At 63.8% G+C, this 12,483-nt stretch carries 11 protein-coding genes and 1 pseudogene; 4 read left to right on the forward strand and 8 right to left on the reverse strand.

Translation table 11 applies throughout. From position 1 onward, the window contains the following. Nucleotides 1-25: 25 nt before the first annotated feature. Together EJ066_RS20800 and EJ066_RS20805 are read right to left on the reverse strand one after the other, a co-directional pair. Nucleotides 26-1,267, reverse strand: a complete 1,242-nt coding sequence (locus tag EJ066_RS20800) for an NAD(P)/FAD-dependent oxidoreductase (protein ID WP_126041209.1) — start codon at nt 1,265-1,267, stop codon at nt 26-28. A 418-nt stretch (nt 1,268-1,685) separates the two neighbouring features. After that, complete coding sequence (locus EJ066_RS20805) at nt 1,686-2,906, reverse strand: GNAT family N-acetyltransferase (protein ID WP_126041211.1); 1,221 nt, start codon at nt 2,904-2,906, stop codon at nt 1,686-1,688. Between the two features lie 91 nt (nt 2,907-2,997). Between EJ066_RS20805 and EJ066_RS20810 the strand changes: the two genes are divergently transcribed. After that, nucleotides 2,998-4,056, forward strand: coding sequence for a polysaccharide deacetylase family protein (locus tag EJ066_RS20810; RefSeq protein ID WP_126041213.1), 1,059 nt, complete (start codon nt 2,998-3,000; stop codon nt 4,054-4,056). A 12-nt stretch (nt 4,057-4,068) separates the two neighbouring features. Here EJ066_RS20810 and EJ066_RS20815 read toward each other — a convergent pair whose 3' ends face one another. Beyond that, a complete protein-coding gene (locus tag EJ066_RS20815) occupies nt 4,069-4,287 on the reverse strand; it encodes a DUF2842 domain-containing protein (RefSeq protein WP_126041215.1) in 219 nt (72 codons plus the stop codon). A gap of 149 nt (nt 4,288-4,436) precedes the next feature. Here EJ066_RS20815 and EJ066_RS20820 point away from each other — a divergent pair. Next, nucleotides 4,437-5,527, forward strand: a pseudogene (locus tag EJ066_RS20820) (COX15/CtaA family protein). Here the strand turns inward: EJ066_RS20820 and EJ066_RS20825 are convergent. From EJ066_RS20825 to speB, 3 genes are read right to left on the reverse strand one after another with little or no spacing between them, the layout of a single operon-like run. Continuing rightward, on the reverse strand, nt 5,517-6,356 hold the full coding sequence (locus EJ066_RS20825; RefSeq protein ID WP_126041217.1) for an aminoglycoside phosphotransferase family protein: 840 nt from the start codon (nt 6,354-6,356) through the stop codon (nt 5,517-5,519). The pseudogene EJ066_RS20820 and the gene EJ066_RS20825 overlap by 11 nt on opposite strands. Beyond that, nucleotides 6,357-7,289: an N-acetyl-gamma-glutamyl-phosphate reductase gene (gene argC, locus EJ066_RS20830; protein ID WP_126041219.1), complete on the reverse strand. Its 933-nt coding sequence runs from the start codon at nt 7,287-7,289 to the stop codon at nt 6,357-6,359. It lies immediately after the preceding gene. 30 nt (nt 7,290-7,319) lie between these two features. Beyond that, nucleotides 7,320-8,327 (reverse strand): agmatinase, encoded by a 1,008-nt coding sequence (gene speB, locus EJ066_RS20835; RefSeq protein WP_126041221.1) that lies wholly within the window; start codon nt 8,325-8,327, stop codon nt 7,320-7,322. A 422-nt stretch (nt 8,328-8,749) separates the two neighbouring features. Here speB and EJ066_RS20840 point away from each other — a divergent pair, with 422 nt between their 5' ends. Continuing rightward, the gene (locus tag EJ066_RS20840) at nt 8,750-9,808 is read left to right on the forward strand and encodes a glycerophosphodiester phosphodiesterase family protein (RefSeq protein WP_126041223.1); all 1,059 of its coding nucleotides are present in this window, start codon (nt 8,750-8,752) and stop codon (nt 9,806-9,808) included. Between the two features lie 246 nt (nt 9,809-10,054). Here the strand turns inward: EJ066_RS20840 and EJ066_RS20845 are convergent, their stop codons facing one another. Beyond that, nucleotides 10,055-10,927 (reverse strand): aldo/keto reductase family oxidoreductase, encoded by an 873-nt coding sequence (locus tag EJ066_RS20845; protein WP_126041225.1) that lies wholly within the window; start codon nt 10,925-10,927, stop codon nt 10,055-10,057. A gap of 95 nt (nt 10,928-11,022) precedes the next feature. Here EJ066_RS20845 and EJ066_RS20850 point away from each other — a divergent pair, with 95 nt between their 5' ends. Then, nucleotides 11,023-11,931, forward strand: coding sequence for a LysR family transcriptional regulator (locus tag EJ066_RS20850; RefSeq protein ID WP_126041227.1), 909 nt, complete (start codon nt 11,023-11,025; stop codon nt 11,929-11,931). Between the two features lie 69 nt (nt 11,932-12,000). On the opposite strand, the gene rpsI is transcribed toward EJ066_RS20850, so the two are convergent. Then, nucleotides 12,001-12,483 carry a 30S ribosomal protein S9 gene (gene rpsI, locus EJ066_RS20855; RefSeq protein WP_126041229.1) on the reverse strand — a complete coding sequence of 161 codons (483 nt, stop codon included), beginning with the start codon at nt 12,481-12,483 and terminating at the stop codon, nt 12,001-12,003.

Raw genomic sequence — 12,483 nt, forward strand, 5'->3', positions numbered from 1 at the left:
CTTGGGCGGTTTAGTGTCCAGGCCGTCACGAATGCCCTACGATGTGTTCGACAAGGCGAGGTGCTTCCTCGGCGATCGCCAATATTATGCCTGACTTGCGGGTGGAGGCGAAATCCAACCCGGCGAAGTAGAGGCCTGGCAGGGCGGCCACGCCATCCTCGTGAACAGGCTGTCCCGCGGCATCGAGCGCCCCGGGAAGTCTCACCCAACTGAAATCGCCCTTGAAGCCTGTGCACCACACTACACTCGTTATGCGGGACCGGGAGAGATCAAGCAAACCGATCGTCGGGTTTGGCTGACGTATCGCGACCGTCTCCGCCGGGTCGGGCTCCGAAACGGGTGCATCGATTCCAGCGCGGCTGATATATTCGTCGATATGGCGTTTGATGTTGTCGGAGGCTTCATCTGCAAAGCGAACATTCGCTTCGAGATCGTCGGCGAACGAGAGGCGGCCGCCATCCTCGACGCCAGTCAATCGCCCAAGAAGCACGACACCTTGGGCGCTGAGCGCTTGAAGGCTTATCGTATGCACCGACCCAAGCACACCGCGAGGCGGGATGCGTCCCGCAAGTCGAATGACCTCCTCTCGTCGCACGTCGAGAAACCCACATTCGAGGAGCCAGACCATGACGTCGCGGCCTCGGTAGCGCCGTGGCAGCCGTCCGACACGACTGGTGGCAAGGAAGACTGTTCGGCCTGCTTCCGCCAACTCCTCCGCGATCTGGGCACCCGATTGGCCACTTCCGACCACCAGCACCGCTCCATCGGGGAGATCCGCAGCGCTGCGGTAGCCGGAAGCGTCGATCTGGCGAAGGACAGGCGGTAACGCAGCGGCCCAAATTGGCCGCACCGGACAATTCAGGCTGCCACTTGCGACGATCACGTTCCGCGCCAAAAGCGTGCCACGTGAGGTGGTTAGCCGATACGCGCCGTTCTCGTGCGCGCGCGAAAGTTCGGTCACCGCAGTATCCGGTTCGACCGGGAGCGCGTTGCGCCTGGCGAAGTCCTCGAGGAGAGCGACGAACTGGTCGCGCGTCAGGGCACCAGACGGATCTGGGCCGTCATAGCAGTCGCCTGGCATAACGGTCTGCACGTTGGGGGTATTCATCCGAAATGAATCCCATCGCTGTGCGCGCCATGTCTCTCCTATGCGGCCTCGCTCCAATACGCTATGGCGCAGGCCCCGTCGTGCCAGCCAATAGCTGACACCCAGGCCGGCCCAGCCTGCCCCGATTACTACCGCATCAAGGACGTTGGCGTTACTCATCGTTTGCCGCGGGTCCTGATGCTGCTAACACCTTGCAGCGCCTCGATCGTGTTCGAGGCGGCACTGCGCGCGATGAACGTTTCACCTTCGTCAGCGGCCAACCGCCGAGATGGCGGCCGATGCCGCCTGAACCGATCACCGCGATCCGCATGATTTCCCCTCCGGTGCGAGGGCCACGATAACAGCTCTGTCGGCTCACGGCACGATCAAATACCCGCTCGCGACCGGCAATGGTGAAACCAAAGTACAGGGCTGTCGAAAGCCACCCACTTACCACTTGTCAACAGAGTAACTGTGGTCGCCTTTGCAAGGACCGGCTTGGCGATTCAAGCACGACCCTTCGCGACGTTAGTCGCCACAGTCCGGAATTTGGCGCATCTGCGACATGCTCGGTCGGCAGATCCATGTCCGACGTTGCTTAGTTGTCATCCTCGCCCGCCGGCATGGCCTGTCCGACTGCTTTGCGGCGCAGCATCTTGGTCAGCTTCCAGATCGTCGGGCTGTTCTTGATGAAGGCTTTCAGGCGCGCGCCTTGCCGCAGGACAAGCGCCAGCGCGCGGCCCTTCAACGTCAGCGGAATCAGGACCTCGAAATGCTGGGTCTCGATATCGCACCACAGCCGTTTGTAGGGTTCGTCGCCGACCGAGAAATCATAGACGTCGAACCCCCTCTCGCAGGCCTCCTGGATGTTGTCGAAGAACAGGAAGTCGCCGGGGCTGGTATGGGTGAGGTCGTCCTCGGCGATCGCCCCGAACTCGCAGATCAGACGCTTGCCGGAGCGGCTCGATCCGGTGACGGCGCGAAGCTTGCCCGCGACCTCGAGCCCGTGCAGCACGAAGGGCGGCTTGTCGTCGGAAAGCGCTTCAACGAACAACGCGCGGAAGAAAGCACGAACCTCCGGGTCGCCGAAGACATTGGCGATGCCCATCTTGCGGAAGCGGGATTCCTTCATCTCGAAAAACGCATCGAGCAGTCGGTTGACCTCGTCCGCCGTCCGGGCCTCGATGCGGCGATGGTTGCCGACGGCTTCGAACTTGCGCGTCTGCGAGCGGTGCTTCTTGCGCTTGCGCTTGCCGCTCGCGCGCGCGAGCAGCGCATCAAAACCTCCCGCCAAGTCGACGGCCAGCGACAGATTGGGGCTCGGAAAATGCGGAAGCGAGGCAAGCGGATTGGCGATGCCGTCGAGATCGGGCAGCAGCCGTTCAAGAGCGACGAGGTCGATGTCCGGCCGCGCCCTGGCGATCGCCGCCAGGGTCGAGCGGATTGCCGCATCATCCGCCTTGGTCAGCCAATACGGGTCGGTGGCGGCGAAATTGCCGTTGGCATGGCGGCCGCCCATGAAGCGGGCGACGCGGAACGGCCCGCTGCGGGTGACTTCCAGCGCCAGCGAAAAAACCGGCCGGCCTTCAGCATTCAGTGTCGCCAAAACGGCGTCCGCTTCGGCGTATCTGGCCCAGTTCACGATCCAGGCCGGGCTCTGCGCGGGCGCAAACAGCGCCGAACGACAGAACTCGGCATAGGCTGCAAATGCCGCACCGTCGGCGACCGAGACCGACAGGCCGGCATGATCCAACGCGCGCGGCGCAGCCTCCATGGCTTCGAGCTGATTGCCGTCAAATGACGCGATGGCGTCAACCATACCTCAATCCTTTAGGGCGTATTCACCGCGATTGGGGGCTCGCGTAGGCGCATTCCGTGCCCGAATGAGCCTAGGCGCAAAAGGTGAATGAATGATCGACGGGGGCGAGGCGATCCGGAAACTGGCGCTCAACGTCGTCCGCTATACCGGCCTTGCTCCGCTGGCAAAGCCGTTTGTCGGCGGCATCGGCGCCATCCTGATGCTGCACCGGGTCACCGCCACGCCGGAAAAGCCTGATAGCGTCAACCGGCATCTCAACATCGCGCCTGAGTTCCTCGACGCCGTGATCGCCGACATGAAGGCGAACGGCTATGCATTCGTCACGCTGGACGAGGCGATCGAACGCATCAAGGCCGGCGGCAAGGGCGGCCAGTTCGCAGCGATCACCGCCGACGACGCATACCGCGACAACATGACCGAAGCGCTGCCAGTGCTGGAAAAGCACGGCGCGCCGGTCACCATCTATGTCGCGCCGGGGCTGATAAACGGCGCCGCCGATCTCTGGTGGGAGGCGGTCGAGGACATCGTCAACGCGCGCGATCAATTGACCCTGCCGACGCCGCAAGGCCGCATGAAGATCGACTGCTCGACCCCGGGCAAGAAACTCCAGGCCATTGCGCGCCTGCAGGCCTATCTGACGCTGGAGGTCCGCGAGGAGGACCAGCGCGCGGTGCTGCGTGAATTGGCGCGGTCGAACGGCATCGAGTTGGACGGGCCGCTCCAGAGCACGCTGATGAACTGGGACGAGATCCGCACTATCGCCGGGCATCCGTTGGTGACGATCGGCGCGCATACGGTCAACCACCGCAATCTGAAGCGGCTTCCCGAGATAGATGCGCGGCACGAGGTCGACGACGTCAGGCGCATATTGCAGGCGGAACTTGGCGAGGTGCCGCGCCATTTCGCCTATCCCTATGGCTATGCCAGCGCCGTTGGCAGCCGCGAAGTCGGCCTTGTCCGCGACGCCGGCTATGCCTCGGCGGTGACGACACGCCACGGCGTGCTGCGCGCCGAACATGCCAACTTCCTGCAAGCGCTGCCGCGCATTTCGGTCAACGGCCGCTACCAGAGCGTTGCCCATATCCGCACGATGCTGTCGGGTGTGACGACGCCGCTGGCCAATGCCGGCAAGATGGTGGTGACAATCTAGCGACGGCGAATCTCAGCCCTTCGGCCGTGGGGGCTCAAGGATCAGCCATTTGATGATGCCCATGGCCGGCAGCACCCAGAGCATGCCGCTGAGCAGAAAGAACAGGAAATGCGTCCACGGTCCCGATTCGGCCAGTTGCGCAACCGCCACGATCGATGCGACCAGCGCATAGACAATGACCAGCGCCACCAGCAGGAACGTTCCGATCAGCTTCTTCAGGCGAATGGGCATTTCGCTATCTCGTTGACGGGTATCGCTTAGGCCTAACCGAGGAACCGCGCAACCCAGGCGCAGCGCGACGGCGTGCCGCGCTGTCCGGTCTTGCCAGTTGAGTTGCGATGGTTCACCAATCCGCGACGCCAACCTGCCGGGACGAACCCATGGCTGCCATATCAGCTGCCGCGCCTTATGTGGCCCGCGAACGCGACCTGCACAACCGGGCGCTGGTGCGCGGCTGGCTCTATGTCGTGCTTCTGGTGCTGGTTGCGCTGGTGCTGGTCGGCGGCGCCACCAGGCTCACCGAGTCCGGCCTGTCGATCACCGAATGGAAGCCGATCCACGGCATCGTTCCACCGCTCAACGACGCCGAATGGCAGGAGGAGTTCCAGCGCTACCAGCAGATCCCGCAATATGCCGAGCTCAACAAGGGCATGAGCATCGAAGCGTTCAAGTCGATCTTCTGGTGGGAATGGGTGCACCGGGTTCTGGCGCGCGGTATCGGCCTGGTTTTTGCCTTGCCGCTGGTGTTTTCTGGGCGACGCGCCGCATCGAACGCGGGCTTGGCCCAAAGCTGGCCGGTATCCTCGTTCTCGGCGGCCTGCAGGGCGCGATCGGCTGGTGGATGGTCGCCTCGGGGCTGGTCGACCGGGTCTCCGTCAGCCAGTACCGGCTGGCCATGCATCTGACGCTGGCCGCGCTTATCTTCACCGCGATCATGGTGGTGGCGCGAGGGCTCGCTCCCCATTCCGAGCCCGCCGCCGATCGTTCGACGCAGCGCCTGGCCGGCTTTCTGGTGCTGTTGGCGCTGATCCAGATTTATCTCGGCGGGCTGGTCGCCGGGCTCGATGCCGGCCTGAGCTACAATACCTGGCCGCTGATGGACGGCCAGCTCATCCCCGGCGATCTGATGATCCTCGAGCCGACATGGCGCAATTTCTTCGAGAGCCCGAAGACGGTTCAGTTCATCCACCGGCTCGGCGCCTACATCATCTTCGTCGCCGCGCTTTGGCACATGATCGCGACGCATCGCCGCCAGCCCGCGACAACGCATGCGCGCCGCGCGACGCTGCTGTTTCTGCTGGTGCTGGTGCAGGCCGTGATCGGCATCGGCACACTGCTGATGCACGTGCCGCTGCACATGGCGCTGACGCATCAGGCATTCGCGCTTATCCTGCTGGGCTTTGCCGCGGCGCATTGGCGAGCCACACGAGGCCCCTATCCGCTGCCCAACGAGATCGCCGTCAGAGGCTGAACCGCACCGTCCGGATCGCCATGGCGATGGACAATTCGCGGCTTTCCTCAACCGCGTTGGCATCTTCATGATGCCATGAGGCTGACAGGCAGCCATAGGCGATGGCGTGGTCGAGAATGGCGGACGGCGTCTGGCCGAGCGTCTTGGAGAACATCTCGGCCATGTTGGCAATCCGCAGCGGATCACGGCAAAGGTCGTCGCGGTTGAGCGGATTGTAGAACATGTTCGCCGCATCGAAGCCGGGATCGCCGAGAACGCCTTTCGGGTCGATCGCCAGCCAGCCGCGCGGTCCGTTCATGATGTTGCCGTGATGCAGGTCGCCGTGCAGCGGCAGCACGTCGGCAGGGTCGGCCAACAGCCGTTCCGCGGTCGCAGCCGCTTCGACATAGAGGCTCTTTTCGCCGGCGTCGCGATCGGCCTTCGCCTTCTTGAACAGGCTGGAGAACCGTGCCCGCAGCGGCTGGAGATCCGATGGGGCAGGGTGCTTCGACGGCGAAAACAGTCTTGCCATCACCTCGGCCGCGATCTCGGTCGCGGCGGCGTCGCCATGTTCGGCAAGGTCGTGTGACAGCATCCTGTCGCCGGCGTATTCGAGCAGCATGCGGTGACCGTCGCGGCCGAGCAGGCGGACGGCGCCTTCGCCGCGCCGCCAGGCGAGAAAATGCTCGCCGCGCAACTCGTCTTCGACGTCGTCGAAAGGCTTGAGGGCCTTGACGATCGCCGGCGAGCCGTCGTCGCGAAAAACCTTCCAGATGCGGCTGCTGAAGGTTTCTGCAATCAGTTCTGGCGCGCTGACCTTCCAGCGTTCTGGAAATGCCGGAACGTCCATTCAGAGCTTGAGGCCAAGCATCAAATCCATGTTCTGTACCGCAGCACCCGAGGCGCCCTTGCCGAGATTGTCGTAGACGGCGAGCAGCAGCGCCTGGGCTCTGTCGTCATTGGCGAAGACATAGAGCTTCATCCGGTTGGTGCCGTTGTAGATTTCGGGATCGATCTCCGGCACGCGCTCCAGATGCGCGTAGGGCGCCACTTCGACCACGCCGCCATCGATGGCGGCGAAATGGTCGGCGATGACAGCATGAAGCTCGGCGCCGGTCGGCACATAGTCGAGGCCGCCGAGCTGCAGCGGCACCACGGTGATCATGCCTTGCGCGAAATTGCCGACCGCCGGCTGCATGATCGGATCATGCGACAGCTTCGCATAGGTCCTGAGCTCCGGCACATGCTTGTGCTGCAGGGTCAGCCCGTAGGGCAGGAATTCCGACGCATCCTCGCCCTTGGCGACATAGTCCTCGATCATCGGGCGGCCGCCACCCGAATAGCCCGAAATGCCGTTGACGGTGACCGGAAAATCCGGCGGCAACAGGCCGGCCGCCACCAGCGGCCTGAGCGTCGCGATCGGACCTTGCGGCCAGCAGCCCGGATTGGCGACGCGCTTCGCCTTGGCGATCGCCTTCGCCTGGTCCTTGTCCATTTCGGCGAAACCATATTCCCAGCCCTCGGCCACGCGATGCGCGGTCGAGGCGTCGATGACCTTGGTGGTGTCGCTGGTGATCAGCGAAACGCTTTCTTTCGCGGCTGCGTCCGGCAGGCACAGGATCGCGATATCGGCGGCGTTGAGGAATTCGGCTCTAGCTGCCGTTTCCTTGCGGCGCTCGGTCGGAATGGAGATGATCTCCAGGTCGCCACGCTCGGTAAGCAGCGCCCTGATCTGGAGGCCGGTGGTGCCGTGTTCGCCGTCGATGAAGATTTTCGGTTTCATTGCCTGCCTGAATTCCCTGGTATTTCAAAACTATATGCCGCTTGCCTGATTCAATCCTGCAGCACTGTGATTGCCGTTGTTCAGCTCTTCGAGCCGGGCCTTACGTTCCGCCAGCAGCCCGAGATAGTGCATGGCCACCATCGAGCCGGCAATTGCCGTTATATCGGCGTGATCATAGGCGGGTGCAACCTCGACGACGTCGGCGCCGACGATGTCGATCTGGGTAAGCTGGCGCAGCACCGACAGGATTCTTGCCGAGGACGGCCCGCCGGCGACCGGTGTACCGGTGCCGGGTGCGAAAGCCGGGTCCAGGCAATCGATGTCGAAGGTGACATAAGTCTTCTTGCCGCCGGTGCGGTCGACGATGGCATAGGCGATATCGGACGCGCGCATTTCCTCCACTTCGTGGCCGTAGATGATCTTGATGCCAAACGTGTCAGGCGCATGGGTGCGGATGCCGATCTGGATCGAACGGTCGGGGTCGATTATGCCCTCCTTGACCGCGCGGCCGACGAAGGAGCCGTGATCGATGCGCTTGCCGTCGTCTGGCCAGGTGTCCTGGTGGGCGTCGAACTGCACCAAGGCCAGCGGCCCATGAATGGCGGCATGCGCCTTGAGCAGCGGCCAGGTGACGAAATGGTCGCCGCCGAGCGACAGCAGGAAGGCGCCTGACTTCAGGATCCTTGCCGCCTCGCGCTCGATCGTCCCGGGCGTCTTCTGGTGATTGCCGCTGTCGAGCAGACAATCGCCATAATCTACCACGGCGAGATGTTCGAACAGATCGCGCGAAAACGGATATTGCGGATCGTTGTCGAGGATGGTCGAGGCGCGGCGAATCGCCTGCGGCCCGAAGCGCGCACCCGGCCGGTTGGTGACGGCGGCGTCGAAGGGGATGCCCCACACCACCGCATCCGCGCCCTTCACGTCCTTCGTGTATTTGCGTCGCATGAACGACAGCGCGCCGGCATAGGTCGGCTCGAAGGAAGCGCCCGTCCTGGAGCGGGCGGTGAAGGCGTGGTCGATGTTCGTGTTCGGCATGAAGCGATCTCCTGTGCGTCGACGCGCAACCTTATTGGACATAATTCTCAGAAATGCGACCCCCTTCCGGAGAGCAGGGCCATTCGAGCCCGGTCACAAATTCTTGCTTGCCGGGCGAGCCCACGTGGGCTGACCCGGCAATTGCGCAGATAATCACGAATACAACCGAAAGTAGCCAGCCGTGGCCGGGTGTCGGCCGGGGAGCGGAACAGATATGGGGCGCCAGGTCAGCCACACCGACCGCCACAGCGGCATCGATTTCGGCAATCTGATTGCCGGCAACCTGCCGATTGCCATTATCGTATGAGGTGCAGGAATGGCCGCAGTGATCTGACTTTCCAGCGTTTACGAAGCCGGCTTCGTTCACTGGGCTGTCACGTGCGTCGCTTAACCGGGTGTCGATCCGGTACGGAGCGATTCTCATGCGAACAACCTGGCTGAGCCTTCTGCTTTCCGCCGCGCTGACGGTTTCCGTTGGCCATGCATCGGCAGGCGAAACACGCGCCAGACAGATTCTCGACCGTTTCGAGCACGCCAACCAGTGGCGCGACCATGTGATGGTGGTGGCACACCGCGCCGGCAGCATGCAGGCCGGCAAGACGCTCTATGCGGAGAACTCGATCGCCGCCGTGGAGGCATCGATCGTGCTTGGTGCCGAAATCGTAGAGGTCGACGTCAGGCGGTCGAAGGACGGTCAGTACGTCGTCGTGCATGACAGCTGGCTCGACCGCACGACGAATTGCAAGGGCGAGGTGGTCAAGCGCACGCTGGCTGAACTCAAGACCTGCAGGCTGGTGATCGAAGGTACCGGCGCCGTCACCGATGAGCCGGTTTCGACACTGCGCGAGATGCTGATGGCGACCAAAGACAGGATCCTCGTCAATATCGACAACAAGCTCGACGTCGATAGCCTGGCCGGCATGATCGCGGTCGCGCGCGATCTGGGCATGGCCGAACAGGTGATCGTCAAGGAGAACCTGTGGAATCCTGAGAGGATTGCCGCAGTGAAAGTGGCCATGAGTGCGATCGGCAGCGGTTTCCAGTTCATGCCGATCATCGCCGACGATGCGGTGCGTGATGCAGGCTTCGCCGAGAAAGTCAGCGGAGCTTTTTCGGCGCCCGCAATCGAATTGATCAATTGGCGGGCCGGCGCGGAGACGCTGACCGAGACCGGCGGGCCGCTGTTCAGCCCCCGCATGCGCGCGGCGGCGATAAGGGGCGACTGGCACATCTGGGCCAATACCTATGCCATCGTCAACAAGCCGGGCGGCTTCATTGCCGGCGGTCGCGGCGACGAACTGGCGGTGCTCGCCAGTCTACCGCGCGAGACCTATGGCTTCTGGGCCGAGCGAGGCGCCACCATCATCCAGACCGACGAGCCGAAATTGGCCATCGACTGGCTGGCGGCGAACGGCTACCGCGTGCCTTATCGCGATGAAGCGCGGCCGGCCGAGTCCGCCAACACGGCGAGCATCAACTAGGAAATCCGACACCGCGCTTCACCCCACCCGGCGCTTCGCGCCGACTTCCCCATCGAGGGGAGGTAGAAGGTCGCGGCAGCTTCCCCGTTCGCCGACTGGTCCGCAAAGGGTGGCAGGCACCGGTGCTCTGAATGAATGTAAGGCGCGGCGCTCTACCCCCCTTGATGGGGAGGTCGCGCCGCAGGCGCGGGTGGGGTGACAGCCGTGACCTTTCGCTGATGAAGCGTCGACGGCTCCTGCGCGCCGTCAGACGGCCATCGCCACGCCGTCCAGTTCGCTCAGAGCATCGTCCGGCAGATCGAGTTCGGCTGCGGCGAGGTTTTCCCTGAGATGCTCGACCGACGAGGTGCCGGGGATCAGCAGAATATTGGGCGCGCGGCGAAGCAGCCAAGCGAGTGCGACCTGCATGGGCGTGGCGCCCAGGCGCTGAGCGACGCCGGATAGGGTAGACGACTGCAGCGGGCTGAAGCCGCCGAGCGGAAAGAACGGGACATAGGCGATGCCTTCACGCGCAAGTTCGTCGATCAGGTTATCGTCGCCCCTGTGCGCCAGATTGTATTGGTTCTGCACGCAGACGATCTCGGCGATCCGCCGTGCTTCTCTTATCTGCGTTGAAGTGGCGTTGCTCAGCCCGATGTGACGCACCAGGCCTTTTTGCTGCATAGCGGCCAGCGCGGCGACCTGTTCTTCGATCGACCCTTCGGCGGGTTCATGCACGTCGAACATGATCCTGAGGTTGACCACGTCCAGCACGTCGAGCCCGAGATTGCGTAGATTGTCATGCACCGCCTGCGTCAGTTCCTCGGGAGAGAACGCCGGGAGCCACGCGCCATCGGCGCCGCGACGGGCGCCGATCTTGGTGACGATGGTGAGGTCGTCGGAATAGGGCGCGAGCGCTTCACGGATGAGCAGATTGGTGACGTGCGGGCCGTAGAAGTCGCTGGTGTCGATATGGTTCACCCCGGATGACACGGCCTCGCGCAACACGGCCAAGGCTGCGTCGCGATCCTTGGGTGGGCCGAAGACGCCGGGCCCCGCGAGCTGCATGGCGCCGTAGCCGAGCCGCTTCACGGTGCGGTCGCCGAGAGGGAAAGTGCCTGACTTGTCGATGCTGGACATGGTCTGTCTCCTTCGATTGATGGGGCAGAAATAGTCGCTGTGCGCTGTCCTGATAATCCGCTACTATCCGCACGGCTTGTGCGGAATAGCGAACAGTGAATATCGAACTTGGTGATCTGAATGCTTTCCTGGCGGTGGCGCGCGCCGGCGGTTTTCGCGAAGGCGCGCGTGCAAGCGGCGGCAGCGCGTCGGGCTTGAGCGAGGCGGTGCGCCGTCTTGAGGCGCAGCTCGGTGTCAGGCTGCTCAACCGCACCACACGCAGCGTCGCCTTGACCGAAGCGGGCGTCGGGTTGCTGGCGCGGCTCGGCCCGGCCCTGAATGAGGTCGAGGCGGCACTTGACGTGGTCAACGGTTTTCGCGATCGGCCGGCAGGTACGCTGCGCCTCAATGTGCCGGTCAGCGCTGCGCGGCTGGTCCTGCCCGCGATCGTCCCGCGGTTCCTCGCCGCCTATCCCGGCATCCGGCTGGAGGTGATCGCCGAGGAGAGCTTCGTCGACGTGCTGGCGGCCGGCTGCGACGCCGGCATCCGCTACGACGAGCGGCTGGAACAGGACATGATCGCGGTGCCGATCGGACCGCGCCTGCAACGCTTTGCCACCGCTGCCAGCCCTGCCTACCTGGATCGTCATGGCCGGCCGCAACACCCGCGCGAGCTGCTCGGTCATGCCTGCCTGCGCGGCCGCTTCGCCAGCGGTGCGATGCCGCCGTGGGAGTTCGAACGCGACGGTGAGGTTGTGCGGGTCGATCCAACCGGCCCGCTCCTGGTGACCCTGGGCGGAGCGGCCGATCTCGCCGTCGATGCGGCCATCGCCGGCACCGGCATTGTCAGCCTGTTCGAAGACTGGCTTCGCCCTCACTTCGAGAGCGGTGCGCTCGAACCCGTCCTCGAATCCTGGTGGCAGAGCTTCTCGGGACCGTTCCTTTATTATCCCGGCCGACGCCTCGTGCCCGCCCCGCTGCGAGCGTTTATCGACTTCGTCAAGGCACCAGCCAGCCACGCCTGAAATGAAGGCCGCCAAAGGAAAAAGGCCGCCTGGAGGCGGCCTTTTCGAAGATCTGAAGCTGCGTAACGCTTAGCGCTTGGAGAACTGGAATGAGCGGCGGGCCTTCGCCTTGCCGTACTTCTTGCGCTCGACGACGCGGCTGTCGCGGGTGAGGAAGCCGCCCTTCTTGAGCACGGCGCGCAGCGCCGGCTCGTAATAGGTCAGCGCCTTGGAGATGCCGTGGCGCACCGCACCTGCCTGGCCGGACAGGCCGCCGCCGATGACGGTGGCGACGATGTCGTACTGGCCGGCGCGGTTGGCGGCGATGATCGGCTGGTTGAGGATCATCTGCAGGACCGGGCGCGCGAAATAGGACGCGAATTCCTTGTCGTTGACGACGATCTTGCCGGAGCCTGGCTTCACCCAGACACGCGCGATGGCGTTCTTGCGCTTGCCGGTGGCATAGGCGCGACCCGACTTGTCGAGCTTCTGGACGTGGACGGGTGCGGCCGGCTGTGTGTTGGTGTTGCCGGTTGCAGTTCCGAGTTCTGCGAGCGAGGAAAGCTCAGCCAT

This window comes from Mesorhizobium sp. M9A.F.Ca.ET.002.03.1.2, from assembly GCF_003952365.1.
Taxonomy (GTDB): Bacteria; Pseudomonadota; Alphaproteobacteria; order Rhizobiales; family Rhizobiaceae; genus Mesorhizobium.

Excerpts from the sequence above, each read along its gene's own strand:
- EJ066_RS20825 (WP_126041217.1), bottom strand. The coding sequence starts at position 6,356 with ATGGACGTTCCGGCATTTCCAGAACGCTGGAAGGTCAGCGCGCCAGAA.
- EJ066_RS20845 (WP_126041225.1), bottom strand. The coding sequence starts at position 10,927 with ATGTCCAGCATCGACAAGTCAGGCACTTTCCCTCTCGGCGACCGCACC.
- argC (WP_126041219.1), bottom strand. The coding sequence starts at position 7,289 with ATGAAACCGAAAATCTTCATCGACGGCGAACACGGCACCACCGGCCTC.
- EJ066_RS20815 (WP_126041215.1), bottom strand. The coding sequence starts at position 4,287 with ATGCCCATTCGCCTGAAGAAGCTGATCGGAACGTTCCTGCTGGTGGCG.
- EJ066_RS20840 (WP_126041223.1), top strand. The coding sequence starts at position 8,750 with ATGCGAACAACCTGGCTGAGCCTTCTGCTTTCCGCCGCGCTGACGGTT.
- EJ066_RS20800 (WP_126041209.1), bottom strand. The coding sequence starts at position 1,267 with ATGAGTAACGCCAACGTCCTTGATGCGGTAGTAATCGGGGCAGGCTGG.
- EJ066_RS20805 (WP_126041211.1), bottom strand. The coding sequence starts at position 2,906 with ATGGTTGACGCCATCGCGTCATTTGACGGCAATCAGCTCGAAGCCATG.
- rpsI (WP_126041229.1), bottom strand. The coding sequence starts at position 12,483 with ATGGCTGAGCTTTCCTCGCTCGCAGAACTCGGAACTGCAACCGGCAAC.
- speB (WP_126041221.1), bottom strand. The coding sequence starts at position 8,327 with ATGCCGAACACGAACATCGACCACGCCTTCACCGCCCGCTCCAGGACG.
- EJ066_RS20810 (WP_126041213.1), top strand. The coding sequence starts at position 2,998 with ATGATCGACGGGGGCGAGGCGATCCGGAAACTGGCGCTCAACGTCGTC.